The organism is Bradyrhizobium sp. 613_E4_N2_2, from assembly GCF_052075995.1.
Classification (GTDB): Bacteria; Pseudomonadota; Alphaproteobacteria; order Rhizobiales; family Xanthobacteraceae; genus Bradyrhizobium; species Bradyrhizobium barranii.
In genome coordinates, this window is record NZ_CP197234.1 from 5,127,740 (window position 1) to 5,154,064 (window position 26,325).

Below are 26,325 nucleotides of genomic sequence, written 5' to 3' on the forward strand. Positions count from 1 at the left end.
CGCCTCTCAGTTATTTGCCGAGGATTTCCGCGGCGGCACGATCCAGGATCGCCGCGATGCGGCGCGCCTCGGCGGGGTCGCTGCCAAGCCTGGAACGCAGCGCGCGCTTGAGGTTGTGGCGGGCACGGTGCAATTCGTCGGAGGCGTCGGCATCGAGATCGCTGACGCCGGCAAAGGCCTCGCGCACCTCGTCCATGCGGCGCCCGATCCGCGACAGCGCTTGCAGGATCGCGTCCGCAGTGGCGCGGTTCTCGGCGAGATGCGCCTCGCCCTGCGGCGTGATGCTGTAGAGCTTTCGACCGCCATCCTGCTCGACGCTGCTGTGGCCGACCTCTTCCAGATAAGTCAGCGCCGGATAAATCACGCCCGGGCTCGGCGTGTAGAAGCCGTCGGACCGCTCCTCGATAATCTTGATCAGTTCGTACCCATGAGCCGGCTTTTCGGCGAGCAACGCCAGGATCACGAGTTGGAGGTCCTGCGAGGACAGCCGCCTTGCGCCGGGGAAGTCGCCGCCCGGACCGCGCCCGAAGAAGCCATGCCCGCCGCGGCCGAAGCGTCGACCGCCGCCGTGCCGGCCCATGACGAAATGGGCGAAATGCCCGAAGTGGAAGTCTCTGTGGTCTCGTCCGTGGTGCATATCGTACGTCCTTTTGTAAAACATATCGTACGATATAATTTGAGATAGGCGACCCGCAACCCACAAGTCTGTGATCGGCGCCTTGGCGCTGGTCCCGGCTCGGGGGACCAGCACCGCCGGCGACCGATTACTCCGCGGCTTCGCTGTGGGGAACGCCCTGCTCGACCTCGAGCTGAAGGATGTCGTTGAAGCGGTTGAAGGCACCGCAGAGCGCGATGCGCCAGGTCAGCTCGACGATCTGGGCTTCCGAGAAATGCGCGCGCAGGCGGGCGAATATCTCGTCGCGGGTCTTGTTCCAGTTGTTGGTGACGGCGATGGAATATTCGACGACGAGCTTGTCGAGCTCATCGAGCTCGGGATGGTCCTTGTAATCGACGAGGCGCGCGGCGCCCTCCTCCGACACGCCCTGCACCGCCAGCTTTGGTGCGTGGTGCGAGACGCAATAGTCGCATTTGTTCAGCAGCGAGACCGTGACCAGCGCGAGCTCCAGATGGCGCTTCGAGACATTGCCTTCTTCAGCAAGATCGACCAGCAGCGACCACATATGCTTGAAGATCGGCAGGCGGTGGGCCATGACACCGGCCTGGTTCTCGAACGCGCCGTAGGTCGTCATCTTGTCCCACAACGGCCTCAGCGTCTCCGGCAGATCGTCCCTGGTCTTGATCGAAACGCGCGACATGGCAATTCATCCCTGGTTGGAAGACGTAATGTTGCCATAACGGCAGGGCTTTCGTCTCAATTGCGAGCGCATGACACCCAAGACTTTCGAAGCCCGCTGCCTGCGCCTGCCCGCAGCCACCAAGGTGGTGCAGTGGGAAGGCACCTCCGTGTTCAAGGTCGGCGGCAAGATGTTCGCGCTCGGCGGCGGCTTTGCCGCGGGCTCTGGCGGCTACATGTTCAAGGTCTCGGACATGGCCTATGCGATGCTGATCGAGCACGGCGTGGCACGACCGGCGCCCTATCTGGCGCGCGCCAAATGGGTGCAGCTCGCCAGCAACAACGCACTTCCCGATGCGGAACTCACCGCCTATCTGGCGCAGGCCCATGCCCTGATCGTCGCAAAGCTCACGCGCAAATCGCGCAAAGCGCTCGGGCTGGACTGAGTACTCTCCACAACGTGATGCGCTTATCATCATACTCCCATTGGACTTTTGCTGCACCGCACCTAGCTCGAAGCAAAGCCCATTCGAGATGGAGTGCTCCATGAGCAAGCCCAACACCACTGCAGCCAACACTTATCGCTATGAACTCGTGCATGATGATGATGACGCCGACTTCGTCGCTTACCAGCGCCGTCGCGAAGACGGGTTCTGGCAGACTTTTGCGACTTGGATGATTCCGCGCACGGTCTGCAACTAGAGCCGCGCGCTTTTCCTTCGTGCTTGTATCGGAGGCGGACGCCGCCTCCGACTTTCCCAGCGGGACGACGCTGCCCGCTCAGCGTTTCTTCTCTGCGGCCGCCTGGGTCGCGCGCAGCAGGTTGTCGCGCAGCCGGCTCACCGTCTTCTGCACCACCGGAAAATCGTCGCCGAGGCCAGTTGCCTCGATCACGGAGTTGCCGAGATCCTGTTCGATCAGCTTTCGGCCGCCCGGCGTCAGGCTCACCCGCACCTGCCGCTCGTCGGCGGGATCGCGGTGGCGCTTGATGTAACCGATCTGCTCGAGCTTCTTCAGGATCGGCGTCAGCGTGTTGGATTCCAGGAACAGCTTGTCGCCGAGCGCGCTGACGGTCTGCTCGTCCTCGTCCAACAGCGCCACCATGGCGATGTACTGGGTGTAGGTCAGCCCGACCTTGTCCAGCAGGGGCTTGTAGGCGCGGCCGAAGGCCAGATTGGCCGAATAGACGGCAAAGCACAGGAAATTCGACAGTTTTCGGCCTTTGCCGGCGGCTTTGGCGGGACGGGACACGTGAACCTCCGCAATTCGTGATCTCCGCGTCAATATAAATCGTATCCGATTAAATCGGAAGAGCTTGACCGGACAGAGCGACGGGTTTATTTCAGAACGCATCCGATTAGATCGGATACGATCTACGTCGAGCCAAAAGGATCTGCCATGACCACCGCTGCAAAGCTTCTCTTCACCGGCACGACCCACGTCACCTCCGGCCCCGACGGCGCCGCGCACGCGAAGGACGGCTCTCTCGATATCAAGCTGGCCCAGCCGCACCCGGCCGCCGAGAACCTGTTCGCCGCCGCCTGGTCGGCCTGCTACCTCGGCGCGCTCGGCCTCGCCGCCGCCCAACGCAAGGTCAAGTTGCCAAGCGAACCGTCGGTCGACACCACGATCGACCTGAGCAACGCCAATGGCGCCTTCTTCCTGCGGGCCCGTCTCGACGTCAGCGTTCCCGGCGTCGATCGCACGGTCGCCCAGGAGCTGATCGAGGCGGCGCACGGCATCTGCCCCTACTCCAAGGCCGTCCACGGCAACATCGAGGTGACCACCACCCTCGTCTGACCCGCCATCAAGCGAACAATCAGGAGCCGACCATGAGCCCCTATCCATTACGAACCCTGCGCATGCTTGCGAGCGCTGCCGTGCTCGCCACCAACCTTCTCACCCTGCCGGCGGCAGCCCAGCCGGCCGGCGTCACGCGCACCGACCTCCAGCGCCATGATCTCAGCGCGCCCGGTCGCGAGGCGGTCCAGGTCCGCGTCGACCTCGCGCCCGGAGTTGCGTTCGGCCGGCACACGCATCCAGGCGAGGAGATTATCTATCTGCTGACAGGCGCCATCGAATACGACGTCGAAGGCAAGCCCCCGGTGACGCTCAGGGCAGGCGACGTGCTGTTCATTCCAGCGGGAGCGGTTCATGCGGCGAAGAACGTCGGCCAGGACACCGCGAGCGAGCTTGCGACCTATATCGTCGCCAAAAACAAGCCGCTGCTGACGCTGGTGAAGTGAGACCAGCCGTCTCGATTGACCCGCACAAGATATCTGACTAAAGTCAGGTATCATGCTCGATCCCATCTCCCGCGTCCGCCGCTTCAATCGCGCCGTGACCTCCGCCGTCGGCGCGCTCGACACCTCGTTTCTCGGGCGCGGCCGGCCGCTTGGGGCGGCGCGCGTGCTCAATGCGATCGGACATGGGCGCTCGGACGTGGCGGAGATTCGCGACTATCTCGGGCTCGATTCCGGATTGATGAGCCGGCTGCTCCGCGGCCTCGAGGAGGAAGGGCTGGTCGAGACCACGACGCATGAGGACGATGCGCGCCGCCGTGTCGCGACGTTGACGCGTGCGGGACGGCGCGAGTTCGCGGCCTACGAGGCGCTGTCCAATACGCAGGCCGAAGGCTTCCTGGCGCAACATTCGCAGCGCGAGGCGCTGCTGGCGGCGATGGACCTGATCGCCTCCGCGCTGACGCGCGAGCGCGTCGAGCTGGAGGAGATGGATCCACGGAGCGAAGCAGCACGCTATTGCCTGCGCGAGTACTATTCCGAGCTCGGCCGCCGCTTCAAGCAGGGTTTTGACGTCTCGCTGTCGCGCGATCCTGACGCCAAGGACATGCGCCGGCCGCGCGGCACCTTCATCGTGGCGATGTCCGACACGCTGCCGATCGGCTGCGTCGGATTGAAGGGAACGGATCACGGCTATGCCGAGATCAAGCGTCTCTGGGTTGCCCCTGCAGCGCGCGGATTGCGGCTCGGCCGGCGCCTGATGGACGCGGCCGAGAACGCCGCACGTGACCTCGGCATCACGCTGCTGCGGCTCGACACCAACAGCGCGCTCGCCGAGGCCGGCCAGCTCTACCGCACCACGGGCTGGCGCGAGATCCCCCGCTTCAACGATGATCCCTACCCGGATCTCTTTTTCGAAAAGCACATCCAGTCGTAGACCTCGTCACGCCGCCGCCGCCGCGGCCTCGCCTTGCGGCTTCGCGAATGGCCTGAAATTCATCGCCATCAGGAAGGCGCCGAGGCCCATCGCCCAGGAGGCGATATAGAGCCAGGCGTAGCTGGAGAAGGCGTCGTAGATCAGGCCGCCGGCGAGCGGGCCGGTCGCCATGCCGAGGCTGCCGGCCATCGCCGTGCCGCCGATCACCGTGCCCATCATGCGTAGCGGAAAGTTTTCGCGCACCAGCACGGCATAGAGCGGCATCGTGCCGGCATAGATGAAGCCGAAGATGGCGCCGACCGCGTAGAACGTCGCGAGCTGCTGCGCGAAGACATAGGCGAGCGCGCCGAACGCCTGCAACAGCAGGCCCGTCACCAGCACGCGCTTGGCGCCGAAACGATCGCCGAGCAGCCCGAAGGCGATACGGCCGCCCATGCCGGCAAAACCCTCGATGCTGTAGATCGTCACCGCCGCGATCAGCGGGATGCCGCAGCTCACGGCATAGCTGACGGTGTGGATGATCGGGCCGGAATGGGTGGCGCAGCAGAAGAAGTTGGTGGCGAGCAGGATCAAGAATTGCGGCGAGCGCAGTGCCTCGCCCAGCGACATCTCCCCCTGCGGCGCGCTCTCGCCCGCAGGCGCGGCCACGGCATGCGCCAGCGCGGGCGGGCGTCGCACCAGGAACGAGACCGGGATCATGATGGCGCCGACCACCAGCGCCACGATCTGCATCGAGGTGCGCCAGTCATGGCCGGAGACCAGCCAGGCCGCGAGCGGCGCCATCGTCATCGGCGCCATGCCCATGCCGGCCGACACCAGCGACACAGCCAGGCTGCGATGGGTGTCGAACCAGCCGGTGACGGTCGCCATCATCGGCGCGAAGATCGCCGCGCAGGAGGCACCGACCAGAAGGCCGAACATGACCTGGAACGCCAGCAGCGAGGTCGCATGGCTTGCGGCGAACAGGCTGAGCGACAGCACTATCGATCCCGTCAGCACCACCGGCAGCGGCCCGAACCGGTCGGTCGCGGTGCCCCAGGCCATGCTGGTGAAGGCCATCGCCAGGAACCCGATCGTCATCGCGCTGGAAATGCCGGTCACCGACCAGCCGGTGTCCTTGGCGATCGGCTGGAGGAACACCGGCAGCGAAAACATGCCGCCGATCGCGACGCAGCCGAGCAAGCCGCCGGCGGCGACGATCACCCAGCGATAGGAGGAAGCGTTCATTTGGGTCTCCCGTCAGATCTGTCTGGGTGGAAGACGAATGGGAACTGCGCCGGCCGACAACGGCATCGAGGACACCAGATTTTTTTGGCGCCGCCAAACAAAAACCCCGAAAACAACCCCATGCACAGTAGCCGGCCGCTGCCGGATCAAGGACTTACCAACGCCCTGCAACGCGAGGGGCGCGTTTGACACGTCGGGCAAAACACCGGCACAATGTCACCATCCCGCCAACGCGATCTGATCACGCTCCGGACGCCGCCGATCTGGCGCACGCCACCGATCCGGTGCGCCGTCAATGCTCCGATTTCGGAGGGAATGCTTGCATGCCAAAGATTGATATCGCCACCGTGCCGGGCCGGAAAGGCTCCGGTTATCCCGCGCCGCTCGACGCGCCCTGCGCCGAGCGCATCCGCCAACGGCTGGGCAATGCCGGAAAGCTTAAGGATTTCGGCGTCAACCTGATGCGTCTGCCGCCGGGCAGCTGGTCGAGCCAGCGGCACTGGCATTCGCATGAGGACGAGTTCGTCTATGTGCTCGAAGGCGAGCTGACGCTTGTCGAGGACGAGGGCGAAACCGTGCTGAGCGCCGGCGACTGCGCCGCCTTCCCGAAGGGAAGCGGCAACGGCCATCACATGATCAACCGATCCGATGCGACGGCCGTCTACCTCGAAGTCGGCTCGCGCTCGCCCGATGACCTCATCACCTGCTCCGACGTTGACATGATGAGCCCGGCTTCCAGCGGCCGGTTCCTGCACAAGGACGGCACGCCTTATCCGCACGAATGAACGGCAACGGCGACGCCTCACATCGCTGCGCCACGCCGCCACTCGGTCACGGTCAGCCATACCGCCGAGACCAGGAAGTAGATCGCGCCGACCGCAGCGTAGCCCGCGACATTCGCGATCGTTGGAGACATCGGCGTCGTGGCCTGAAAGATGAAGAAGCCACCGGCCAGAGCCGACTGACCGCCGCTGAGCACCATGGCCCACTGCGCGCCAAAACTTCTCCAGCGGCGAATCGCGGTCCCCAGCTGGAGCAATCCGGACAGGATCGCCCAGGCCCCGAAGACGCCGAGCACCCCGTTCATGCTCATCTGCATGGCGACGAGGACCGCGACAGTGGTCACCAGGCTGACCAGAACGTTCAGCGCCTGCGTGCGATTTTGAGCGAGCCCGCCACTGCGCAACGCGTCGACCAAGTTCGCCGCCGCATCCCATGCCGGATAGAGCACGAGCAAGGCTCCGGCAATCGCCGCGGATGACGGCCCGACGGCAAAGGCGGCAACGACCCAGGCGACGGAGAACGCCGCCCGGATGAAGTAGTAGAGCTTCAGCCATTGCTCGCGGTCGGCCCGAACGAGATCCAATTGATGATGCGTCACTGCACTCTCTCCTTTACCTACTAGTTGGTAGTCTTACGCGCAACAGGTCGCCCTCCGCCCCCAGCGTGCCTGCGGGCGTGTCGTTGTCGTCTCGTCGAAATGTTTCAGTGCCTGGCGGACAACCGATCCAGCAGCGGCCCGGTGATCACACCGAACATCTTTGGATCGCCATAGGCACGCGCCGAAAGCATCGCGCCGTGAACGGTCGCCATGAAGCCTTCAGCCTCGATCTTCGCTGCGCTGGAGAGATGCAGCTGCCCCTTCCGCTTGCCGCGCTCCATCACCGAGGTCAACCACGACGCCAGCGAACGGAAATGCGCGCGGACTTCAAGCGCCACCTCCTCCGGCAGGATCGGTAGCTCGCAGGCAAGCAGCGCACACACGCAGAAAGGCGCCGTCGCATCATTGATGCACGCCTCCCAATACCGGACATAGCTTTTGAGCTGGTCGCGGGGGTCCGCGACATTGCGTTCGAGCGCGGACAGTCCCGCCTCGGCTTCCGCGCGATAGCGCGACACGAGGGTGCGGACCAGATCGACCTTGCTGGCGAAATGATGGTGGATGCTCGGCTTGCGGATGCCCACGATTTCGGCCACGTCGGCGTAGCTGAAGCCGTTATAGCCGCCCGCGATGATCAGGGTGCGCGCGCAGGCCAGGATGTCGTCGGCAGTCGAGGAAACGTTGGTCATGGCGGATTAGCTACCTTCCAGTTGGTAGGTCGTCAAGAACGGGATGCTTCAACCATCCGTGAGTGGTAGGGAGCCTGCATGACCATTCGCCCCCTCCTCCGCTATCCCGACCGCCGGCTCGCGATGCCGGCCCATCCCGTCACCGCATTCGACGGCGCCTTGCGCGAGCTTGCAGCCGACCTGCTCGACACCATGCGCGCCGCGCCAGGCATCGGCATCACCGCGTCGCATGTCGGCGTGCCCTTGCGCGTCGTCGTGCTCGAGCTCGACGCCAAGGCGGGTCCGCAGACCTACGTCAATCCGCAAATCGAATGGGCCTCGCCCGAGATGATCCTGCACAAGGAAGGCAGCGTCTCGATGCCCGGCGTCAACGACGAGGTCCAGCGCCACGCACGGGTGCGGATCAGCTATCAGGATGTTGACGGCAACACGCACAGCGAGGAGTCGGACGACTTGCGCGCCGTCTGTCACCAGCACGAGATCGACCAGCTCGACGGCATGTTCTGGATTCAGCGGCTGTCGCGGCTGAAGCGGGAACGGCTGGTGAAGAAGTATGAGAAGATGTCGCGGGATTGAGCGCATCGCCAGTGCAGGCTCACCGACAGCCGGGGTTGTGGCCGCGTGTCGCAATTCGGCGATGCTCATGGATTTCGATAGAGGTCGGCACTGGGTCTCGGCATACAGAGCGAGATTTCAGAGAGAACTCCCGCCACTGCAGCTCCAGGTTTGCACGAAATTCAAGCCGATTGGCGTTGTGCTTCCAGAGGGCGTGTACTCATTGAGGCGAGATGTCCGCTTTCGGATGCGAAGCAGAACTCACGTGCTCGATCCAAGCCTTACCGGTCGTGACCCAACTCGGACCATCCGAGTTGCCGCACGCTTACTGCCGCCGTGCAACAGCAAATGCCGCCTCGGGGCAACAGGGCCCTCCCGCGATTACCGCTCACAGGTCCGCAACAAAATGCTAGGCTCCTCCTGGCCCCAGCGACGAATTTTTGGCTGGCCGTTCGGAGAGCGCTGTGACGGAGCAGCGGGTTCAAAGGCGATTAGCGGCGATTTTGGCTGCCGACGTGGTCGGTTACTCTGCGTTGATGCAACGCGCTGAGGAAGCTACCTATGCCGAGTTCGAGCGGCTCAAGCGAGAACTGATCGAGCCGAGCCTCTCCCGCCACGAAGGCCGTCTAATCAAGACAACGGGTGATGGCGCACTCGCCGAGTTCGCCAGTCCCCTGGCCGCCATAAGATGCGCGGTTGAGATACAGGATCATCTCGCCGAGGGTAGCGGTCCATTCAAGCTACGCATCGGGCTCAACCTTGGTGACGTGATCGTTGGACAGGACGGCGACCTCTACGGCGACGGGATCAACATTGCTGTTCGGCTGGAGGGGATCGCCGATCCGGGCGGTATCCTGATTTCCGACAAGGTCTACAACGAAGTCGAGGGCAAGCTAGACGCTGGCTTCGAGGATCGTGGCGAGCAGCAGCTCAAGAACATCTCCAAGCCGGTCCGCGCCTACGCTGTCCGCGCCGGAGCGCCAGGGGCGCTGACAGAGGGGCTGAGTGCGGCCCCGCCACACCCGGACAAGCCTTCCATCGCCGTACTGCCGTTCGAGAACATGAGCGGCGATCCCGAACAGGAATACTTTGCGGACGGAATGGTCGAGGAGATCATCACCGCGCTGTCGCGCTTCAAGTCGCTGTTCGTGATCGCGCGCAATTCGAGCTTCACCTTCAAGGGTCGAGCGGTCGATATCAAGGAAGTCGGGCGAAGGCTCGGCGTGCGCTATGTCCTCGAGGGGTCTGTGCGGAAGGCGTCGGGGAAAGTTCGCATCACAGGGCAGTTAATCGATGCGGTTACAGGCGCGCACATCTGGGTGGACAGGTTTGAGCGTGACCTGACCGACGTTTTTGCTCTTCAGGACGAAGTAGCGCTCGCCGTTGTGTCGGCCATTGAGCCAAAGATGCTTCAAACAGAAATTGAATTGGCGACGCGGCGGCGGCCAGAGAACCTCACCGCGTATGATTTTTATCTCCGTGCCATGCCGCAGTTCTACCTAAGGACCCGCGAAGGGTTGGCCGAGGCAATCCGACTGTTCCACCGCGCCTTGGAGCTCGACCCTCGGTTCGGCGCTGTCGCGGCTCTGGCAGGTGTCTGCCACATGCTCAACGTCCTTTTGGGCTATGCCAACGATCCTCAGTTCGACCGCAAGGAAGCGGTTCGGCTTGCTCGTTTGGCATTGAGCATCGACGATGGCGATCCGGACACGTTAGCAAGGGCTGCCGTAATCTCGGCGTTCATGGTCGGCGATCGTGAAGCCGAGATCGAAATGGCTGACCGGGCGGTCGGGCTCAACCCAAATTCATGGCTCACATGGAGCTGCAGAGGCCATGTCTATAGAATTGCGGGGCTGCCGGAGGAAGCGATCTGGAGCTTTGAACGTGCCGTTCGCATGAGCCCAGTAGACCCGCTACTATACATGACGCTTACTGGCATTGGGCAGGCCCTTATCGAGCTTCGCCGCTTTGACGAAGCCATCGTCGTATTGAAGAAAGCCCTTCGTCAGAACCTTTATTTGGCAACTTACCAATGGCTCGCGTCCGCCTTCGCCCATCTCGGACGTGACGCTGAGGCGCACGACGCGGCGGCGCGTGTGCTTGAGATCGATCCCGCCTTTACAATATCGGCGCTTATCGCCCGGGCCGGACTATCAAACGCAAAGCTGTTTATTGAGGGTCTTCGGAAAGCGGGGTTGCCCGATTAGCTCTCCATCCCATGAGGCGATTGAATAGCGGCACTCTGCTGCGACGCATGAGTCCGGTTATGGCCCGTCGCTTCAGTTTGCGACATGTCCGGAGCGGGGAGTAGACCGGAAGTCGTCGAGCTACGGGCCAACCGACGCGATTGACCCAACTGAGACATTGGCGCACTAGTTTACTGTTGTGCAAGAATGCGGCAGGCGCTGTGGTAAGCCGCAACGCTCCGGCCCGAGCGGAGACAACGGTCACGGCAGACCTGAGCTTGGCTAGACCAGCTCCGCTGAGACCGACGCTAGCGCGTCATAAAGCGGATCGCGATCGTCCATTCCCAGCGAACCGTCCTCGGGTCTTGCGACGTCGCGGCCTCGAGATGCTTGGGAGCGGTGTGCGCGCGGGCGCCGGTCTCGATGCGCTAACGCACGAAGATGCCTTGTTTAGCGATGGTTGCGCGATATGGCGCCCGTCCTGTTCCTCGGCGGGAGGCGCATCACGACCGCAACTTTCAATTTAGGCAATCTTGGCGACGCGACCGAGACCGGCCGCACCTGCGCCACAGGTGCGCCCCATTGTCATCCCCTCACCTCCTTAATCTGCGTGCCAAGTCGGGGATGTGAATGGGGGGACCGCGGCCGCGCGGCTGGCGACATTGAAGATTTGGCAAACAAGCTGTATTGCCGGCGCGCTGACAGCGACTTCGCTTGTCGCGATTGGTCAGATCGCGGTACCGCGCCCAAGCATCGCAACGCCGAATGCAAGAGTGGCTGATGCATTCAGCGGCATCCCGCTGAATGTGACGACGGTTCTGTCAAATGCTGGCGCCGCGTTTCCGGCCCCGGCGATCGAGACGAAATTCGATACAGGATTATCGGCTAATGCGATCGTTGCGGCGGGATTCAGCGCCGCGGCGCCGGACTCGGTGCCGCCGTCCAATGTAACCACTTCGCAAGAGCCAATGGTGCAGGTCGCCAGCCTTGAGGCAGCGTCGCCCGAGAACTCGGCAACGCTACAGCAGGACCGTCCGCCCGTTGCTTCGCCCAATCCGGGCGAAGGCAAACCGTCGTATCTCAAATACTACGTCTACTCGGAAATTCCGCCGCCGGAAAAACCCGCAAAGATCGCCTTGTCGGCGTTGAGCGACGTTCCGCTCGGAACACCCGTCCAGGAGATCGAACGTGCAGCCGAAGCGTTCGGTGTCGATGTCAACTTCATGAAGGCGGTCGCCAAAATCGAATCCGATTTCAATCCCAGGCAACGCACCGGCTCCTATATTGGCCTGTTCCAGCTGAGCAAGTATGAGTTCAGCAAATACGGATCGGGCGACATCCTCAATCCTCGCGACAACGCTGTAGGTGCCGCCTACAAGTTTCTCAGCGAGGCTGCTCTATTCGAAATCATGACGCAGAAAAAGCCGACCCTTTCCGACCTCTACCTGATCCACCAGCAGGGCTGGGAAGGAGCCGCCCAACACATCGGCCGTCCGCAGCGGATTGCCTGGAAGTCGATGTGCGCAACCCGGGAGGGCTCGGCAAAGGGCGAGCGATGGTGCAAGCGCGCTATCTGGGGCAATACGCTGCCTGCGGTCAAACGCGAATGGAAGTCGGTCGATGATCTCACCTCGGGTGCGTTCGTGGCGATGTGGCGGGACCGCGTCGACACGCTCTATGCCCGCTATCCTGTGCTAACGGCGGCGGCCGAACGCTCGAGATAGAACAGCTTGCGACTGCCCACACGCACACCTCTGGGTCGACATACGTTTCGTCGAGAAGCTGTGTCGGCAATCTAGTTTCCCGCGCCAGGTAAGTTTGCGTTCCGCTTAGAGACTGGGTGGTTGTTCGGCTCCCGCGGCCGGATTGACCCAATCCCTCGACCAGTGCCGCTCCGCGGCCCGGACTCCTAGATTATTCACAGGCAATCACGTCGGCTGATGACCCATCAGCGAAGTGACGACACTCCTCGTTGAGGTCCGCTTAGTGGGGTGAAGCGGACTGGATTTGCTCACTCTGAGTTCTTCGCATTTTGACCCGCTGCGGGCATTGACCGGCTCATAAGACAACATTGCTGTCACACCAAATCTCGTTTTTCTAAATACCTTTCCAGGAATGTTTGAGGTAAGCCGGAGTTAACATGTTCGGCTGGATTGGGAGCTCGAAGGCGTAGCTTGCAGGAGGTTCCTATGGCCAACTTGATGATCAGGATTGTGACGCTGACAACGTGTTCGATTGCGCTGATCGCTGCGTTCTCGGTCACTCCGGCTGTTGCGGCCCCGGGCACTGAGCCAGGTGGCAGTGAGGCAGACTATAGCGGGATGGGGCAACGCTCCGCTTATCCGCCTTCGTCATACCCGAAGCGGTCGGGCAACAAGGCCAACCACGCGCCCAAGGCCAAAAAAGCCAAGCAGTCCCTGTTCGACGACCCCGCCTTTGCTCATGGGTACCGCGCAGCTTATTCGGCGGTCTACGACCGCACTGACTATGCCTCTGCGATTGAGCAGTTGAAGACGCTCGGCCATGACGATCACCCGAATGTGGCCAACCTCATCGGCTACTCATATCGCAAGCTCGGCGACTACAGGCAGTCGCAGCTCTGGTACGAGCGCGCGCTGAAGGCCGATCCGAACCATGTGCTGACCTGGCAATATTACGGTCTATGGCAGCTCGAGCAGGGCAACCGCGAGCAGGCCCAATATCATTTGAGTCGGATCGCGGCGATTTGCGGGACTGGCTGCGAGGAGTACCGGTCGTTGGCCGCCGCGCTAGAGAAGCCGACCGGCACTAGCCTGGTTTATTAGGACGCTTTGCAGCGGCGGTCAGAGCTCGGCGCTAACGCGACGGGTGAGGCTATGTCTGTTCATGGCCGATTGTGTTGCAAAAGTCGAAAGTTGCAGGGCTCAAGATTTTTCGCGAAAACACTAAGCAGCGAGCGATCGCTGATTCGTATGACCTCAATCGCGCTACCGAAGTCGCCTGTGAATTTTGCGTGAGGCCGTGAGGTCCCTCGCATCTTGTACGCGAAAGTCGCGCCCACGGCCCGCAGAATTTTGGTCATCGGCGAAAATCGACTTTTGCAACAATATCGACCCTTTGCGGACTCTCGACGTTGAGCCCGATCTGTCTGGAAAGCGCGCTGGAGACAAAGGTTGGAGATGGCCGAACAGCAATTCCGCGCCCTTCATTCGGAACATCATCATGATCACAGGACTCCCCGCTGGGATTGTGCTCGCGAATCGCGTGGTCTTGCTATCGCTGCCCTGGAATGAACCGAGAGACCTTCGTGAAGATGTCGACGCCCATTGTCGCGAGAAACTCGGCCACTTTGAAATGAACTAACGCCGCTCTCAGAACTGCTTCCTCGCCCTTCTTCTCATTCCAATCATCAACCCTCTCAGCTATCGCACTGTACGACTCGTCGACTTCCACTGCCTTCACCACATCAGCATAAGCTTGAGTCCAAGCCGCATTCCCTCGCGTGGCTTGTCCGGCTAGGACCAACTCTACCGCAGGTTTTTCCGCCTTCGGGTGCTCCAAAACATTAGTATCCTTGTTTACGGTCACGGCAGCTACAGCGCCTGCAATAAAGGCGTCAGTTTCCTTGTACTTGACCTTCTTGGAGGCGAGATCTTTCCAGTCCTGAATTGCGTGCGTAGCTTCGTGCACCATGTACATTTTGGAACGTTCAGGCTCAAATCCTTCGTACAAGATCAAACGCTTGCTATCACTGCGATAGAGGCCAACGTGGCCCTTCAGCTTTGCGGCGTTTACCTCGAAGACCCGGATTTTTTCCTGGTGCACGAGCGATCTGATTGCGCTGTATAGATCAGGTGCGTATTCCAACCCTGTTTCGGGACTGACGAAATTGATCTTGCCGACGCTTCCCATTCCTAGGGCACCGTTTAATGGTTCCAACTCTTTGACCGTAGTCAGGGCCCTTTTCGAGCCCCTGAAAAAGAAATCGTTCTCGTAAGCATCTGCGATCCCCTGGCTGAGTGTCGCGTGCGCGCCGTTGCTCAAATTGATACGGAAGAGCAGCGAGAGGGCCTTAGCCTGATGTGGCGTTATTTTTTCTGTCTTAAAAATCGGAAGAACAATCGCCGTGAGCTGCTTCGTCCCGATGCTCGTAAGCTGCTTTCCGCCCGACGCTTTGTTCCAACGTTCCCAAACGCCTGCGTCATTTTCCTTGAGTAACTTTGCAAACTCTTCCTGCGGCGGAGGAATTGCAAGCATAGTGTCACCCTAAATCTCTCCGGCAACGTCGTTCCGTGGCTTGGGGCCATCTGTCGCATGTCGGGATGTCAGCTTCTGGCCCCTTTGAGACATGCCGCCCCTCACGATGAATGTCGGTTTTCGGGGGTAAAGCGGAAGTAGCGCGGACATCGCCAAACCGTCGCTTTTGACCCAAAGCAGACTTTCACCGGCCTGATTACACTTCCAAGGCGCCACCTTTTGTCTGTACGATAGTTCGGCTTGGCTGAGGGCCGCATGAAACGGCGCAAGTTTATCACGGTTGTTGGGGGTATGGCTGCAACGTGGCCGTTCGCAGGTCATGCTCAGCAATCGACCAAGCTTCATCAGATCGGTGTGCTTTCACTCGGCCGCGGTGACAAGTCCGACGCAAGTCTAAAGACTCTCGATGCGTTTGTGCCGGCATTGCGTGTGCTCGGCTATACTGAAGGAAAGAATGTCGCGTTTTACCGTAAATTCGCAGACGGCGATGAGGACAAGCTCAACGAGTACGCGCAGGAATTCGTGACGCACCGCGTCGACGCAATTGTTGCTTTGGCTACCCCGGCCGTCCGCGCAGCCAAGAAAGCGACTTCCACCATTCCGATTGTCGGCATAGGCATGGCAGATCCCGTCGACGACGAACTCGCTTCCAGCCTGGCGCGGCCGGGCGGCAATGTCACCGGGACGGCATTTCTCGGCCCGGAGTTGGTGTCCAAACGGCTTCAACTGCTTAAGGAGATCGTTCCCGGTCTCTCTCACGTTGTCGTTTTGTGGCACCCTCGTGCATACGGTGAGCGCACAATGAAGGGGATGCTGAACGAGATTGAGAGCGCCGCCCGATCTCTCGGAGCAAGCCTTCAACTTGTGCCGGCGGATAGCCCCGCCGATCTCGAAAGCGCGTTTGCGGAGTTGGCCAAAGCGCGAGCGGATGGTCTCGTCGTATTTCCTAGTCCGATGCTGTACAGCCAGTACTCTCGGATTGTACCCTTTGCCGAGAAGAACCGCCTCCCGACGATCTACGCCGCCAGAGAGGGCGTGGAGCTCGGTGGCCTTGTCTCTTACGGAGTCAACCTGCCTGACCTGTCACGCGCGACCGCTATCTATCTGGACCGAATACTCAAAGGCGCAACGCCGGCCGAGTTGCCGATACAGCAGCCAACCAAGTTCGAGCTGGTTGTAAACCTTAAAGCGGCCAAGGCGCTTGGTTTGGCGGCTGGTCGAGACGCTCTCCTGACCGCCGACGAAGTGTTCGAATGAGCAGGCAGAATGTCTGCGATTGGCCCCTTTGAGACATGCCGCCCCTCACGATGAATGTCGGTTTTCGGGGGTAAAGCGGAAGTAGCGCGGACATCGCCAAACCGTCGCTTTTGACCCGCAGCGGACATCGTGGAGCGACGCCTAGCAAGCGGCATAGACCCGTCACAATCGGTGTCTTGATCTAAATCAAACAATCGCACATTGAACACGCTGTGGCGCAGAGCTAAAAAGCACGACTGCGACATATCCATTCGTTTGGCACAAGTGACCGACCTTTGAAATCGGAGGAAGCAGTCATGAGTATCCGAAAGAGTGTTGCGCACGGCATGTTCGCACTGTTCGGCGCGATGTTGGTTGCGGTACCTCAAGCGACCGCACAGCAGCGGAAGCGGCCAAATGTCGTCATGCTAATGACGGATGACACTGGATGGAACGATTTCGGTGCCTATAGCGGGGGTGGCGCCGCGCTCGGCCATCCAACACCAAACATCGACCGGATCGCTAAGGAAGGCGCGACGTTCACGAACTGGTACGGGCAAGCAAGCTGCACGGCAGGCCGCGCCTCGTTTATAACCGGACGTATTCCGATCCGTTCGGCGCTCTCCATCGTGGTCGCTCCGGGCGATGAGAATGCGCTCAAAAAGGAGACGCCGACCATAGCCGAATTTTTTCAAAAGAACGGCTACTCCACCTACTTTTCTGGCAAGTGGCATCTCGGTGATAAGCCGGAGTCCTATCCGATCGAGCACGGGTTCGACGAGATGAAGGCGTTCGCCGCATACTATCCGGGCGTCTACACCTATGCCGATACGTCCAAGTGGTTTCATCCATGGTTTCCCTCGTACAACCCAGAGATCGCGAAAGCCTATTTTGATGTCGTAAACATGTACGAGTGGGAGGGAGTTGCTGGACAACCGGCGAAGAGAGGCGAGTACATTACGTACGATTACCTCGCCAACTTTGACGTCCGGCAGGCTGATTACGCAATCGATTACATCAAGAAGCACGCCAAGGACGCCAAGCCATTCTTCATGGACGTCAATTTCATGAAGATGCACAACCCGACCAACGCATCATCAAAATTCGCCGGGAAGTCGCGGTTGGGCGATTACTCGGACTCGGTGATAGAACTCGATGACGACATCGGCCGGGTCATGGACGCGATCCGTGCCGAAGCGCCGAATACGATTGTGATCGTGACGGCAGACAACGGGGCGTGGCAGGATGCTTATCCTGATGCGGGCACCACGCCTTTCCGCGGCGAAAAGGGTTCAGCATTTGAAGGAGGCTGGCGCGTACCCGGGTTAATGTGGTGGCCCGAACATATTCCCGCCGGTGCAAATTACCATGAAATGATGTCCCATATCGACTGCTGGGCAACGCTCGCCAAGATGGTCGGCCTGAGCCCGCCGCCGCACGGCGCATGGACCGACGATAATGGCAGGCCAATCTACTTCGACAGCATCGACAACAGCGAGTACATCCTCGGCCGCGCGAAGCACTCGGCACGAAGGTCGTGGATTTACATCGACGGCGAAAGCTTCATGGGAGCGCGGGCGGATGTCGGCGGTGATCCAACCAACCCCGATCTCAGCATCGCGTGGAAGTATCTCTGGACGGCCAAGGACACTTGGCTCGGTCCGGAGCAAAATCTCGGCGCGATTGGCTCGGTCTACAATCTGACGATGGACCCATTCGAGAAATACGACATGGTGTTCAACGGCGCGATGTCGGCACGTATGCCATTGCAGTCGCCGGGCAAGTACACCGGACAGGACAACGGCTGGGTCTTGGCACTAATCTTCCCGGTCGTGATGGAATTCAACAAATCGATTGCCGACTATCCAAGCATCAAGCGTAAGCCGGGCGGAGCCTCGAACGATTGGAGACCGGATCTGCAGCGCCCGGAAAACCCGGTCCCGATGCTCGACATGAAAAACCTGCCGAATATCAAGGGGAGCGGTGGGTAATATCGCGACGTCCCGTGAAGCCATTGGCTGACGGGCTGCATCAAGCGGCATACGGCGGGTCGGCTTTCACGAGCGGCTCGCCGTCGCGCATCGAGTGCTTGCCCGGCGGGAGCCAACGTCGCCTTTTGGCCCATCAGCGAAGTGACGACACCTTTCATTGAGGTCCGCTTGGTGGGGTAGAGCGGACTGACTTTGCTCACTCTGTGTTCTTCGCATTTTGACCCGAAGGCGACATCCGAGGAGGTCGCCAGACAATAGCCTTGCTGAGATCACTCTCCTTGACATTTCAGCTTGTCGACGCTGACGCTGCATTGCTCGGCGATCGTCTTGCAGCCTTCGCAGCGTTGGAAAGGTATCACCATGAGGAAGACGTTGTTGGCTCTCGCTGCCGTCGCGACTTTGGTCGTTTCAGCAGCCTCGCCCGCTTATGCTGGTCAGCGCTATGATTACGGCCCCGGCGGCAATCCGTATCCGCGCACTTATCCCGGACCCGGCGGCTATCCGTACTGGTCGGGCTATGTCGATGCCCCGGTTGGAGAGCCGATCCCGCCCTGCCACTGGATAACCCAGCGCTTCTGGGACGGGCATGGCTGGCGCGAGCGCCGCGTGCGCATCTGCGGCTGATCAGGTCGCGGCTGTTTCAGTTGTCTGTTTTTGGCCCGTGGCTGACCTCTGCTCAGAGGGCTGCAATGTCTGCTTTCAGGAGATAAGCGAACCAGGTCAAGCAGGTTGTCGAAGTCAGCCTGTGACCCAAAGCGGGGCCTTGGTTCGGCGCACCTTATCGTTGGGACGTGCGGTGAGGTCCCTAGCATATCGGTCGGAGAGGCAGTTGTTCGGTCAAGTTGGAAGCATTCTTTTCCGGACATTCGCCAGCGATTTTGGCAAAGATTATCCCTTGCGAAGGCCTCGGGATCATCGACCAGCCGTGGACCATAACCCTAACGACGACCGGCAAGTCGCAGACGAACGTCGCAGCCTGTTGGGGCTCGCGGCGATGGCTCTCATCGTAGGAGCGGCGACTGGATGTGTTGGGGCGATCTTCCGGCTTTTGCTCGCGCATGCCGATCGTCTGCGCGATGCGATGATCGCCTGGGCCCATGGCCACGCAATCTGGGGGTTCTTGACTGTCGTCGGCGCGTGCGGTGTCGCGACCCTGGTTGCCGCGTGGATGGTGCGGCAATTCTCGCCACACGCTTCGGGCAGCGGCATTCCGCATGTCGAAGCTGTTCTGCGCGAAGAGATCCCGCCGGCTCCGTTTCGCCTGGTGCCAGTGAAATTCTTCGGCGGAATACTGGCGATCGGCTCCGGGCTGGCGCTGGGCCGCGAGGGGCCGACCGTCCAGATGGGCGCCGGTATCGCGGTTTTCGCTGCGCGCGTCTGCCGGCTCTGTTGGGCGGACTCGCGAGTGCTTCTGGCGGCCGGCGCCGGCGCCGGCCTTGCAACGGCCTTCAATGCGCCGATTGCCGGGCTCGTGTTCGTTCTGGAGGAACTGGTGCAGAAGTTCGAACACCGTGTTGCCGTCGCCGCCCTTGCAGCGCTGGCGACGGCGATCCCGGTCGCAAGGCTGCTTCTCGGCGACGCGCCCGACTTCCAGGTCGCGCCGCTGAGCTATCCCAGCGCTGAGTCCGCCCCGCTCTTCCTTGCTCTCGGTGGTATCGCGGGCCTGCTGGCCGTCGCATACAATCGTACCCTGCTCGCGACCATCGCGTTTCGCGACCGATTTGGAGGGCTACCGATCGAGCTACGCGCCGGATTGATCGGCGCAAGCGTCGGCATGTTGGCCTGGTTCGCGCCCGAACTGGTCGGTGGCGGAGATCAGATCACGCAGCGGGCGCTGATCGGCCACGAGAGTGTCGGGATCCTGGGGGGCGCATTCCTGATCCGATTCGGGCTCGGCGCTCTCTCATACGCTGCCGGCACGCCCGGCGGCCTGTTCGCCCCCTTGCTCGTGCTGGGAGCCCAGTCTGGGTTGCTGTTCGGGGCGGCTTGCCGTCTTGCATTCCCGGCGCTCTCTATCCAGCCGGAAGCATTTGCTTTGGTGGGCATGGCCGCTCTCTTCACCGGCGTTGCGCGCGCGCCGGTGACCGGCATCGTTCTCGTCGCTGAAATGACCGGTAACGTGACGATGCTGCTGCCGATGCTGGGAGCTTGCTTCATGGCGATGCTGCTGCCCACGCTGTTGGGTAATGCGCCGATTTACGATTCCCTGCGTGAGCATACGCTGCGCTTGGAGCGGCAAATCAGACAGAGATGAGATCGGTGTCACCCACCCCAACGACGCCGATGCGTTGCAACGTTTTGGGCGTTCGACTTCCCCATCGGAAATTCTGTTCTTGAGCAGCGTTCATTTCCGCATGTGGGCCCCTGGCGGACGCTTTGTGGTCTTTGCTCAGATGTCGGCTTGTGACCCAACGCGGACGTAACCGCTGTGCGCAGGCGGGAACCAAGACCTCCTTCAATGCGACGAAACAAAACCTGCCGGGATGAAACCATTTTCCGACGTTCACGAAGGAATGGTGAAACCGCCGGCCATTAGAAAGCGACCACAGGAAGCGATGGGCCGAGGGGGCGCTGCGTAGGGAACGACAATCGCCGTGGGGCGAGGAGCGAAGCCATGTCACAGATTCGCAAAGCTCTTCTAGGCGCTGTCGCGACCGCGTTGACGCTCGGTGCAGTGCAGTACGCTTCAGGTCACGACCTCGTAAACCGCTGGCAGGCGGTCTCCGAACAGCCAAGCCACATCGTCAATCGCGCCGGTAAGGCAGATCATCTTGCCGACCGCAAGCCTTTCGCAGTTCCGACGAAAACGGTTTCGCTGCGCTTGAACGATCTCGCCGATACCTCGGTCTTGCTGCGTATTCCGGCTGCACAGGCCCGCACCACCAAGCCGCCGACGCTGCTGCGAAATCAGAGCCGTAAGCCGACACTTGCCTGCGAGCCCGTGGTCAGCGCGCTCACGGAAGTCGCAAGGCTTCTGCAGCCCGGCCGTTGCGTGACCTGATCGGCTCAATCCTCACCGTTCATACGCAGACCGGAACGCAAACGGCCGCGCGTTGCCTTCATGCGCCAACGGCTGCTCGAGGCAGCCGCCGATTGGTACGGAGGGCGAGGCCTCTGTCGGAGGGTACTACTACTTTAGCGGTTCGTCTCAGCCCGCGCCGGCCAGTGCCACCGCATCGGCGCCGAGCCGAGGGCGTGTCAGAAAATAGAATGCGGAGACGTGCGTGATCATCAGCAGCGGCACGTAGATGATCGGGATCGCGTAGGTTGAGCCAAGCCACTCCGCATGCGCGGGAAGGCCGACCTGGATGGCGTCATAGTAGTCGACGACGAGATCGACCGTGCCCGCGAGATTGAAGGCGACGACGAACAGCCAGAAGAGCGTGCGTATCCTCACCGTGAGAAGCGCCAGCATGGCCAGCACCCCGGTCGCGAAGTCGCCCCAAGCGGCGAACACCGCGAAGCCAGCCGGCAGGTCCGGGCTCACGATGCCGGGAAGGATGAAGACGAGCCCGAAGAAGCGGAAGCTGTGCAGAGTGGCGATGGCACGGTGCGCGTCGCGCCCGTCCATCGACCTGAGCCGGGGCCAGACATACGTGCCGAAGCAGAGCAGCCACGCGACATAACCGAGGACAAGATGTATCTGGAACAGCGTTTCTGTCGTCATTTTGGCCTCCAATCAGATCGCGACTAGCGCGTAGAGCAACCAGGTCCATACTGCCGTGAATGGGACGGTCCAAAGCAGGCCATGCCAGGCCCGAAGCGGCGGGACGATCGCAGCGGGAGCAGCATCGGCGGTCATCGGCCGTCCTCCATCCGAGTCTCGCCCTTATTGCCGACGCTCGGGATTGGCCATGAGCAAGCGGAGCGGCAAAAGCGGACCGATTGCGATATACTCGTGGTCCATCAGATCTTGCCTGGCCAATGGGAGATCCCCCATGATCGCCTGCGCCCCGGCGACATCCCCGGCATCGACGAGGAAGATCGCTCCGCGCCCATCGCCACGCGAATACCACTCGCGAATTTTCCCATTGAGATAGAGCTGCACCGTCTGCTGGATTTCAGCGGGCATGACGGCCATGACCTGCTCGCGCGTGACGCCCGCCTTCACGGTCAGGATGACCATCACCCCGGTGGTCGCGGGCGAAATGGCCTGCGAGATGGCTTGTGCCTGGGCAACGGATGGATCGGTCATGGAAGTCGCTCCCATCAGGGTTAGGGTGAGCATGACGACAAATTTACGGATGACTTTCATCGGTTTCGTTTCCCGGAGCACGGCGGTCTCCTTGGTTCTCTGAGATCGCGCTGACGTCGCAGATGTCCGCCATCAGCGATGCTTCCGATCTGCGAGCGAGACATACGATCGATTGGCGCGAGCGACTATTCGGGATAATGTTGATGGGCTATGAAGCAGAACTTCACAGTCAGACAAGGCGCGCTCGATGGCGTGGAAGCGTTCCTGCGCGTCGCCCAGTACCGCAGTTTCCGCCGGGCAGCCGCGGAGCTCGGGGTCACGCCATCGGCCATCAGTCAGGCGGTCCGTGCGCTCGAGGCACGTGTCGGCGCAGCTCTGTTCATACGCACAACACGCAGTGTCGGCCTGACCGAGGCCGGCGCGCGGTTCCTCTCGCGCGCAAAGCCCGCTTTCGAGGAACTCGTCGCCGCAAGCGAGGTTGCGCGCGATCTTGGGCAGCGGCCGACTGGACTTTTGCGCCTCACCGTGCCGCGCGCGGTGGTACCGATCCTGCTGGAGCCGCTGATCGCATCCTTCTGCCAGGCCTATCCCGAGGTCGAAGTGGAGATCGCCGCTGGCGAGGAATTGGTCGACCTCGCGGCCAAGGGGTTTGATGCCGGCGTCCGGATGGGCCAGTTCATCGCCACCGACATGGTCGCGGTCCGGCTGACGCCCCCTTTCCCGTTCGTGGTGGTCGGCAGCCCCGACTATCTAAGCCGGCACGGGCGCCCCGAGCGTATTGACGACCTGCGTCGGCACGCATGCCTGCGCATTCGCCGCAGCAACGGATCGATCGCGCCCTGGTCTCTTGTCGATGGCAACAAGACAGTCGAAGCGATCGTCTCGGGGCCGCTGATTGCCCACGACTTTCCCACCATGCTCGGCGCCGCCGTGGAAGGCATGGGACTTGCGCAAGTGCCCGCGCCGATCGCCACCAGCCTGGTGAAGACGGGAAAGCTCGTACAGGTCCTGAAGTCTTTCGCGCCAATGGCGCCGGGCGTGTTTCTCTACTATCCGAGCCGTCATCAAACGATGCCGAAACTGAGAGCCTTCATCGACCACGTGAAGGGCCGTCAGGTTGCTGCCGGCAAAACGCGCGTTCACGTTGATGACAAGCGAACGCGCGGGACGAAAACGCGCTGATATCGAAAGCGCGGAACGGTTGATCAAGCAGTTCGAGAAGATGTCGCGGGGGTGAGGGAGACACCGCAGCAAAGCGGTGTCACCGCTTTCGCTTGCGTGCTTTGCCGTATGATGCGAGGAACCTGCGCGTACCGGCTTCCGCGTAACGCCAGAGTTCCGCAACGGCGAGAACAACCCCATGGTGATTGCAGGCAGATGACCCACTCTCCCGTCATGATCGCGTCGTGCGCCTGCGGCAGCGTCGAAGTCAAAGCGCTCGGCAAGCCGATTGTCAGCGCCGCCTGCTATTGCGACGACTGCCAGAAGGGTGCGGCGCAGCTCGAGGCTCTGCCGAATGCGCCTGCCGTCCGCGATCCCGGCGGCGGGACGGCCTATGTGCTTTATCGCAAGGACCGCTTCGAATGCTCCAAGGGAGCCGAGCTCCTGAAGTCTCATAAGCTGAAGGACATTTCGCCGACCAACAGGGTTGTCGCGACCTGCTGCAACTCGGCGATGTTCGTCAGTTTCGATCGCGGTCCGCACTGGGTCTCGGCCTACCGGGCGCGATTTCACGGCGAGCTCCCTCCCCTGCAGGCCCGGATCTGCACGAAGTTCAAACCGGAAGGCGTCGTGCTGTCGGACGATGTGCCGAGCTATCGAAGCTATCCGCCCGGTCTCATGGTCAAGCTTCTGGCCTCGCGCATCGCGATGACGCTGGGAAGATGAGCGCGTGGAATGGGTAGAGCGCAGCGATACCCACCGGGTTCAACGCGCGGCATTGATGGGTTTCGCTTCGCTCTACCCATCCTACATGATGAAGCTCAGGCCCTCTTCCCGCTGCGCTTGGTCATCGGCGCGTTGCGACGTTCCCGTTTGCCGCGCGCGATCTCCGTCGCCAGTGCGTCCAGCTTCGGCTCCCAGAAATTCCTGAACTGACCGATCCACGCATCCACCGACCGAAGCCCCGCACCGTCGACCGAATAGAGCCGTCTTTGCGCCTCCGCCCGAACCGTCGCAAAGCCGCTCTCGCGCAGCACCTTGAGATGCTGCGACACGGCCGCCTGCGTGATCCCGAACTCGGCCCCGATCGCTTCAACGACCTCACCGGACGCCATCTCCCCCGGGGCGAGCAGCTCGAGGATTCGACGGCGCACGGGATCGGCGAGGACCTCGAAGACGTGCATCAGCTTCCTGTGCCCGGATGTGCGACGTCAGGCGGCATCTCGCCGCGATAGAAGGCGATGGTGCGGTCCGAGCGTTGCTTCGCCACGTCAGGATCGACCCCGCTTGCGATATGCGCCGCGCACCAATATTCACCGCTTGTCGTCATGAATTCCTTGCCGGCAGGAGAGCTCATCCAAGCCTCGGCCGTCTCGTGGTCGACCGATGCGCCGGTCGCAACATATCGCTCCAATCCCGCAATGGCGAGATCCCAACCGATACCCACCGCACCAGGACCGAACTGATTCCAATGGTCCTCGATAATTGCGGTGTGCTCCAGCGTCAGACGCGCCTGCTCTCGTTCTGCTGCCAGCTTAACGTCGATCCAGCTCATCCCGCCGCCGAATTCCCACGTCGCGGCAAAATGTGTCGGCGGCATACATGCCGTGATGGTGCCGCCCGCGTTCCCCTTCAGCTGGTACCTTCCGCCCAGCTGGAGGTCTCCCTCGACCGGCAGGAACCAGCGCGGAATGCGTTGCCGGCTGGTCACTGCGTCCCAGAGATCGTCGACACTGGTCTCATAAAGCCGCGTCAGCGTCACCGTGCTGGCTGCTTTTCCATCCTTCTCGAAATTCTTCACCGAACGCGTGACAAGCCCCAAGACCCTGGCGACGTCGATTTCCATTGCATCCCTCCGTATCGTTTCGCGCAATGGCGAGTATCGGCCTTCACTAATATAAGTCAACTCTTATATTAGTGAGACCGTGCCGCCGTGTGGAGCGCGCGATATTGATTGATGCCAGTTCGTCCGCCGTCGGAGGGCGCTATTTCAGCGGCAGAAACACGTCCGCAACCGTCTCATGCTCCGGCACCTCCGGGAAGAAACTCAGCCGCTGGCAGTAGATCGGGAAGTCGCGTGCTTCCTCGCCGCTGGCCGGAAGCCAGTCGCGATAAAGGTAGAGCGCGGCGGGCTCCAGATTGTCGGTGTAGCCGACGACCCGCAGCACCGCGCAGCGTCCGCCGGGGATCTCGCCGGCCTTGATCTCTTCGCCATTCGCCTCGATCGGCTGGTCGGTCCCGACACAGAGGTCCGTGCTGTAAGTGGCGGGCGAGGAAGGACGGCGTTCGGACCGCCAGACATTGAAGGTCGGACTTGTCCTGGGGGGCAGGCCGGCTTTCTTTCGCCACGCGATGAACCGCCGGATGGTGTCGCCGAGCGTCGCCGGGTCGCCCCGATGCTCTATGATCGCCACCCTCGTGGAGGGCACATCGCGTATCGTCACGTCGTCAGTGGTAAAAGTCTTCATGAGCTTGCTCCTCGCGTTGTCGAGAGGCCCGAAGGCCACAAGCCACGGCTCCCAATCGGGAGAGTTGCGGAACGACGACGGCGATTGCCCGAACCGTTGCCGAAAGGCGCGGGCAAAGGCGTCCGGTGCATCGTAACCGGCGTTCATCGCGATGTCAGTGACACCAAGGGCGTCACTGTAGGCCAGCATGTAGGAAGCGCGCTTCATACGGGCCAGCTGGACATAGCGATGCACTGACAACCCGAAGGTCGCCGTAAACTGCCGGTGGAAATGAAATTTCGAGAAGGCCGCAACGCTGCTCAGCGTTTCCAGGTCCAGATCGCTGTCGAGATGCCGGTCGATATGGTCCAGCACCCGCCGCATCCGGTCCTGATAGTTTTGCAGCGCCGCCTTCATCGTCCCTCCTCCGTGGCGGTTCCAGATAGCCGCTGAAGGCGATCATTTGCTCGACCGATCTTGCGGTTTGGAAGTTGTCGCGAATTCGTCGGCCCCGTAGGGCGGATTCGCGAAGCGTAATCCGCCATCTTCA

At 61.5% G+C, this 26,325-nt stretch carries 29 protein-coding genes; 17 read left to right on the top strand and 12 right to left on the bottom strand.

Features of this window, described 5'->3' with window-relative positions:
• Window positions 1-10 precede the first annotated feature (10 nt).
• Together AB7290_RS24870 and AB7290_RS24875 are read right to left on the bottom strand one after the other, a co-directional pair.
• On the bottom strand, window positions 11-637 hold the full coding sequence (locus tag AB7290_RS24870; RefSeq protein WP_085402806.1) for a PadR family transcriptional regulator: 627 nt from the start codon (window positions 635-637) through the stop codon (window positions 11-13).
• 127 nt (window positions 638-764) lie between these two features.
• On the bottom strand, window positions 765-1,316 hold the full coding sequence (locus AB7290_RS24875; RefSeq protein WP_354075974.1) for a carboxymuconolactone decarboxylase family protein: 552 nt from the start codon (window positions 1,314-1,316) through the stop codon (window positions 765-767).
• A 70-nt stretch (window positions 1,317-1,386) separates the two neighbouring features.
• On the opposite strand from AB7290_RS24875, the gene AB7290_RS24880 reads away from it, so the two are divergent.
• Window positions 1,387-1,740 (top strand): MmcQ/YjbR family DNA-binding protein, encoded by a 354-nt coding sequence (locus AB7290_RS24880; RefSeq protein ID WP_014495871.1) that lies wholly within the window; start codon window positions 1,387-1,389, stop codon window positions 1,738-1,740.
• Window positions 1,741-1,840: 100 nt separating this feature from the next.
• Entirely contained in the window at window positions 1,841-1,996 is a 156-nt protein-coding gene (locus tag AB7290_RS24885) for a hypothetical protein (RefSeq protein ID WP_094184234.1), read from the top strand.
• A 78-nt stretch (window positions 1,997-2,074) separates the two neighbouring features.
• Here AB7290_RS24885 and AB7290_RS24890 read toward each other — a convergent pair whose 3' ends face one another.
• Window positions 2,075-2,545, bottom strand: coding sequence for a MarR family winged helix-turn-helix transcriptional regulator (locus AB7290_RS24890; RefSeq protein WP_085402804.1), 471 nt, complete (start codon window positions 2,543-2,545; stop codon window positions 2,075-2,077).
• A 147-nt stretch (window positions 2,546-2,692) separates the two neighbouring features.
• Here AB7290_RS24890 and AB7290_RS24895 point away from each other — a divergent pair, with 147 nt between their 5' ends.
• From AB7290_RS24895 to AB7290_RS24905, 3 genes are read left to right on the top strand one after another with little or no spacing between them, the layout of a single operon-like run.
• On the top strand, window positions 2,693-3,094 hold the full coding sequence (locus AB7290_RS24895) for an Ohr family peroxiredoxin (RefSeq protein ID WP_085402803.1): 402 nt from the start codon (window positions 2,693-2,695) through the stop codon (window positions 3,092-3,094).
• 32 nt (window positions 3,095-3,126) lie between these two features.
• Window positions 3,127-3,540: a cupin domain-containing protein gene (locus AB7290_RS24900; RefSeq protein WP_085402802.1), complete on the top strand. Its 414-nt coding sequence runs from the start codon at window positions 3,127-3,129 to the stop codon at window positions 3,538-3,540.
• Window positions 3,541-3,592: 52 nt separating this feature from the next.
• Window positions 3,593-4,471 (top strand): bifunctional helix-turn-helix transcriptional regulator/GNAT family N-acetyltransferase, encoded by an 879-nt coding sequence (locus AB7290_RS24905; protein WP_085402801.1) that lies wholly within the window; start codon window positions 3,593-3,595, stop codon window positions 4,469-4,471.
• Window positions 4,472-4,477: 6 nt separating this feature from the next.
• Here AB7290_RS24905 and AB7290_RS24910 read toward each other — a convergent pair whose 3' ends face one another.
• Window positions 4,478-5,698 carry an MFS transporter gene (locus AB7290_RS24910; RefSeq protein WP_085402800.1) on the bottom strand — a complete coding sequence of 407 codons (1,221 nt, stop codon included), beginning with the start codon at window positions 5,696-5,698 and terminating at the stop codon, window positions 4,478-4,480.
• Between the two features lie 323 nt (window positions 5,699-6,021).
• On the opposite strand from AB7290_RS24910, the gene AB7290_RS24915 reads away from it, so the two are divergent.
• A complete protein-coding gene (locus AB7290_RS24915) occupies window positions 6,022-6,483 on the top strand; it encodes a cupin domain-containing protein (RefSeq protein ID WP_085402799.1) in 462 nt (153 codons plus the stop codon).
• 17 nt (window positions 6,484-6,500) lie between these two features.
• Here AB7290_RS24915 and AB7290_RS24920 read toward each other — a convergent pair whose 3' ends face one another.
• Window positions 6,501-7,079, bottom strand: a complete 579-nt coding sequence (locus AB7290_RS24920; RefSeq protein ID WP_085402798.1) for a hypothetical protein — start codon at window positions 7,077-7,079, stop codon at window positions 6,501-6,503.
• A 104-nt stretch (window positions 7,080-7,183) separates the two neighbouring features.
• Window positions 7,184-7,768 (bottom strand): TetR/AcrR family transcriptional regulator, encoded by a 585-nt coding sequence (locus AB7290_RS24925; RefSeq protein ID WP_085402797.1) that lies wholly within the window; start codon window positions 7,766-7,768, stop codon window positions 7,184-7,186.
• 78 nt (window positions 7,769-7,846) lie between these two features.
• Between AB7290_RS24925 and AB7290_RS24930 the strand changes: the two genes are divergently transcribed.
• From AB7290_RS24930 to AB7290_RS24945, 4 genes are all read left to right on the top strand, one after another.
• Window positions 7,847-8,344, top strand: a complete 498-nt coding sequence (locus AB7290_RS24930; RefSeq protein WP_085402796.1) for a peptide deformylase — start codon at window positions 7,847-7,849, stop codon at window positions 8,342-8,344.
• 443 nt (window positions 8,345-8,787) lie between these two features.
• Entirely contained in the window at window positions 8,788-10,530 is a 1,743-nt protein-coding gene (locus tag AB7290_RS24935; protein ID WP_094184233.1) for an adenylate/guanylate cyclase domain-containing protein, read from the top strand.
• A 752-nt stretch (window positions 10,531-11,282) separates the two neighbouring features.
• On the top strand, window positions 11,283-12,233 hold the full coding sequence (locus tag AB7290_RS24940; protein ID WP_354075983.1) for a transglycosylase SLT domain-containing protein: 951 nt from the start codon (window positions 11,283-11,285) through the stop codon (window positions 12,231-12,233).
• Window positions 12,234-12,698: 465 nt separating this feature from the next.
• Complete coding sequence (locus AB7290_RS24945; RefSeq protein ID WP_085402793.1) at window positions 12,699-13,313, top strand: tetratricopeptide repeat protein; 615 nt, start codon at window positions 12,699-12,701, stop codon at window positions 13,311-13,313.
• 448 nt (window positions 13,314-13,761) lie between these two features.
• Here AB7290_RS24945 and AB7290_RS24950 read toward each other — a convergent pair whose 3' ends face one another.
• A complete protein-coding gene (locus AB7290_RS24950; protein ID WP_085398141.1) occupies window positions 13,762-14,745 on the bottom strand; it encodes a hypothetical protein in 984 nt (327 codons plus the stop codon).
• Between the two features lie 255 nt (window positions 14,746-15,000).
• On the opposite strand from AB7290_RS24950, the gene AB7290_RS24955 reads away from it, so the two are divergent.
• The 5 genes from AB7290_RS24955 (at window position 15,001) to AB7290_RS24975 (ending at window position 20,973) form a co-directional block, all read left to right on the top strand.
• The gene (locus AB7290_RS24955; RefSeq protein WP_085402296.1) at window positions 15,001-16,002 is read left to right on the top strand and encodes an ABC transporter substrate-binding protein; all 1,002 of its coding nucleotides are present in this window, start codon (window positions 15,001-15,003) and stop codon (window positions 16,000-16,002) included.
• A 296-nt stretch (window positions 16,003-16,298) separates the two neighbouring features.
• On the top strand, window positions 16,299-17,972 hold the full coding sequence (locus tag AB7290_RS24960; protein WP_085402295.1) for an arylsulfatase: 1,674 nt from the start codon (window positions 16,299-16,301) through the stop codon (window positions 17,970-17,972).
• Window positions 17,973-18,332: 360 nt separating this feature from the next.
• A complete protein-coding gene (locus AB7290_RS24965) occupies window positions 18,333-18,596 on the top strand; it encodes a hypothetical protein (RefSeq protein WP_085402311.1) in 264 nt (87 codons plus the stop codon).
• Between the two features lie 205 nt (window positions 18,597-18,801).
• On the top strand, window positions 18,802-20,226 hold the full coding sequence (gene clcA / locus AB7290_RS24970) for a H(+)/Cl(-) exchange transporter ClcA (RefSeq protein ID WP_245344136.1): 1,425 nt from the start codon (window positions 18,802-18,804) through the stop codon (window positions 20,224-20,226).
• 360 nt (window positions 20,227-20,586) lie between these two features.
• Window positions 20,587-20,973 (top strand): hypothetical protein, encoded by a 387-nt coding sequence (locus AB7290_RS24975; protein WP_085402293.1) that lies wholly within the window; start codon window positions 20,587-20,589, stop codon window positions 20,971-20,973.
• A 147-nt stretch (window positions 20,974-21,120) separates the two neighbouring features.
• On the opposite strand, the gene AB7290_RS24980 is transcribed toward AB7290_RS24975, so the two are convergent.
• Both AB7290_RS24980 and AB7290_RS24985 read right to left on the bottom strand, forming a co-directional pair.
• A complete protein-coding gene (locus AB7290_RS24980; RefSeq protein ID WP_085402292.1) occupies window positions 21,121-21,639 on the bottom strand; it encodes a hypothetical protein in 519 nt (172 codons plus the stop codon).
• Window positions 21,640-21,801: 162 nt separating this feature from the next.
• On the bottom strand, window positions 21,802-22,227 hold the full coding sequence (locus AB7290_RS24985; protein WP_201266202.1) for a hypothetical protein: 426 nt from the start codon (window positions 22,225-22,227) through the stop codon (window positions 21,802-21,804).
• A gap of 150 nt (window positions 22,228-22,377) precedes the next feature.
• Between AB7290_RS24985 and AB7290_RS24990 the strand changes: the two genes are divergently transcribed.
• Together AB7290_RS24990 and AB7290_RS24995 are read left to right on the top strand one after the other, a co-directional pair.
• Window positions 22,378-23,349, top strand: a complete 972-nt coding sequence (locus AB7290_RS24990; RefSeq protein ID WP_085402291.1) for a LysR family transcriptional regulator — start codon at window positions 22,378-22,380, stop codon at window positions 23,347-23,349.
• Window positions 23,350-23,544: 195 nt separating this feature from the next.
• The gene (locus tag AB7290_RS24995; protein WP_085402290.1) at window positions 23,545-24,054 is read left to right on the top strand and encodes a GFA family protein; all 510 of its coding nucleotides are present in this window, start codon (window positions 23,545-23,547) and stop codon (window positions 24,052-24,054) included.
• A gap of 95 nt (window positions 24,055-24,149) precedes the next feature.
• Here AB7290_RS24995 and AB7290_RS25000 read toward each other — a convergent pair whose 3' ends face one another.
• From AB7290_RS25000 to AB7290_RS25010, 3 genes are all read right to left on the bottom strand, one after another.
• A complete protein-coding gene (locus AB7290_RS25000; RefSeq protein WP_071914801.1) occupies window positions 24,150-24,512 on the bottom strand; it encodes an ArsR/SmtB family transcription factor in 363 nt (120 codons plus the stop codon).
• Window positions 24,512-25,174 carry an SRPBCC family protein gene (locus tag AB7290_RS25005; protein WP_085402289.1) on the bottom strand — a complete coding sequence of 221 codons (663 nt, stop codon included), beginning with the start codon at window positions 25,172-25,174 and terminating at the stop codon, window positions 24,512-24,514. Before AB7290_RS25005 ends, AB7290_RS25000 begins: the two co-directional genes overlap by 1 nt.
• Window positions 25,175-25,313: 139 nt before the next feature.
• A complete protein-coding gene (locus AB7290_RS25010) occupies window positions 25,314-26,192 on the bottom strand; it encodes an AraC family transcriptional regulator (protein WP_085402288.1) in 879 nt (292 codons plus the stop codon).
• Between the last annotated feature and the right edge of the window lie 133 nt (window positions 26,193-26,325).

Coding starts and splice junctions, on each gene's coding strand:
- AB7290_RS24870 (WP_085402806.1), bottom strand. CDS start 637: ATGCACCACGGACGAGACCACAGAGACTTCCACTTCGGGCATTTCGCC.
- AB7290_RS24875 (WP_354075974.1), bottom strand. CDS start 1,316: ATGTCGCGCGTTTCGATCAAGACCAGGGACGATCTGCCGGAGACGCTG.
- AB7290_RS24880 (WP_014495871.1), top strand. CDS start 1,387: ATGACACCCAAGACTTTCGAAGCCCGCTGCCTGCGCCTGCCCGCAGCC.
- AB7290_RS24885 (WP_094184234.1), top strand. CDS start 1,841: ATGAGCAAGCCCAACACCACTGCAGCCAACACTTATCGCTATGAACTC.
- AB7290_RS24895 (WP_085402803.1), top strand. CDS start 2,693: ATGACCACCGCTGCAAAGCTTCTCTTCACCGGCACGACCCACGTCACC.
- AB7290_RS24900 (WP_085402802.1), top strand. CDS start 3,127: ATGAGCCCCTATCCATTACGAACCCTGCGCATGCTTGCGAGCGCTGCC.
- AB7290_RS24905 (WP_085402801.1), top strand. CDS start 3,593: ATGCTCGATCCCATCTCCCGCGTCCGCCGCTTCAATCGCGCCGTGACC.
- AB7290_RS24910 (WP_085402800.1), bottom strand. CDS start 5,698: ATGAACGCTTCCTCCTATCGCTGGGTGATCGTCGCCGCCGGCGGCTTG.
- AB7290_RS24915 (WP_085402799.1), top strand. CDS start 6,022: ATGCCAAAGATTGATATCGCCACCGTGCCGGGCCGGAAAGGCTCCGGT.
- AB7290_RS24925 (WP_085402797.1), bottom strand. CDS start 7,768: ATGACCAACGTTTCCTCGACTGCCGACGACATCCTGGCCTGCGCGCGC.
- AB7290_RS24930 (WP_085402796.1), top strand. CDS start 7,847: ATGACCATTCGCCCCCTCCTCCGCTATCCCGACCGCCGGCTCGCGATG.
- AB7290_RS24945 (WP_085402793.1), top strand. CDS start 12,699: ATGGCCAACTTGATGATCAGGATTGTGACGCTGACAACGTGTTCGATT.
- AB7290_RS24950 (WP_085398141.1), bottom strand. CDS start 14,745: ATGCTTGCAATTCCTCCGCCGCAGGAAGAGTTTGCAAAGTTACTCAAG.
- AB7290_RS24955 (WP_085402296.1), top strand. CDS start 15,001: ATGAAACGGCGCAAGTTTATCACGGTTGTTGGGGGTATGGCTGCAACG.
- AB7290_RS24960 (WP_085402295.1), top strand. CDS start 16,299: ATGAGTATCCGAAAGAGTGTTGCGCACGGCATGTTCGCACTGTTCGGC.
- AB7290_RS24965 (WP_085402311.1), top strand. CDS start 18,333: ATGAGGAAGACGTTGTTGGCTCTCGCTGCCGTCGCGACTTTGGTCGTT.
- AB7290_RS24975 (WP_085402293.1), top strand. CDS start 20,587: ATGTCACAGATTCGCAAAGCTCTTCTAGGCGCTGTCGCGACCGCGTTG.
- AB7290_RS24980 (WP_085402292.1), bottom strand. CDS start 21,639: ATGACGACAGAAACGCTGTTCCAGATACATCTTGTCCTCGGTTATGTC.
- AB7290_RS24985 (WP_201266202.1), bottom strand. CDS start 22,227: ATGAAAGTCATCCGTAAATTTGTCGTCATGCTCACCCTAACCCTGATG.
- AB7290_RS24990 (WP_085402291.1), top strand. CDS start 22,378: ATGAAGCAGAACTTCACAGTCAGACAAGGCGCGCTCGATGGCGTGGAA.
- AB7290_RS24995 (WP_085402290.1), top strand. CDS start 23,545: ATGACCCACTCTCCCGTCATGATCGCGTCGTGCGCCTGCGGCAGCGTC.
- AB7290_RS25000 (WP_071914801.1), bottom strand. CDS start 24,512: ATGCACGTCTTCGAGGTCCTCGCCGATCCCGTGCGCCGTCGAATCCTC.
- AB7290_RS25005 (WP_085402289.1), bottom strand. CDS start 25,174: ATGGAAATCGACGTCGCCAGGGTCTTGGGGCTTGTCACGCGTTCGGTG.
- AB7290_RS25010 (WP_085402288.1), bottom strand. CDS start 26,192: ATGAAGGCGGCGCTGCAAAACTATCAGGACCGGATGCGGCGGGTGCTG.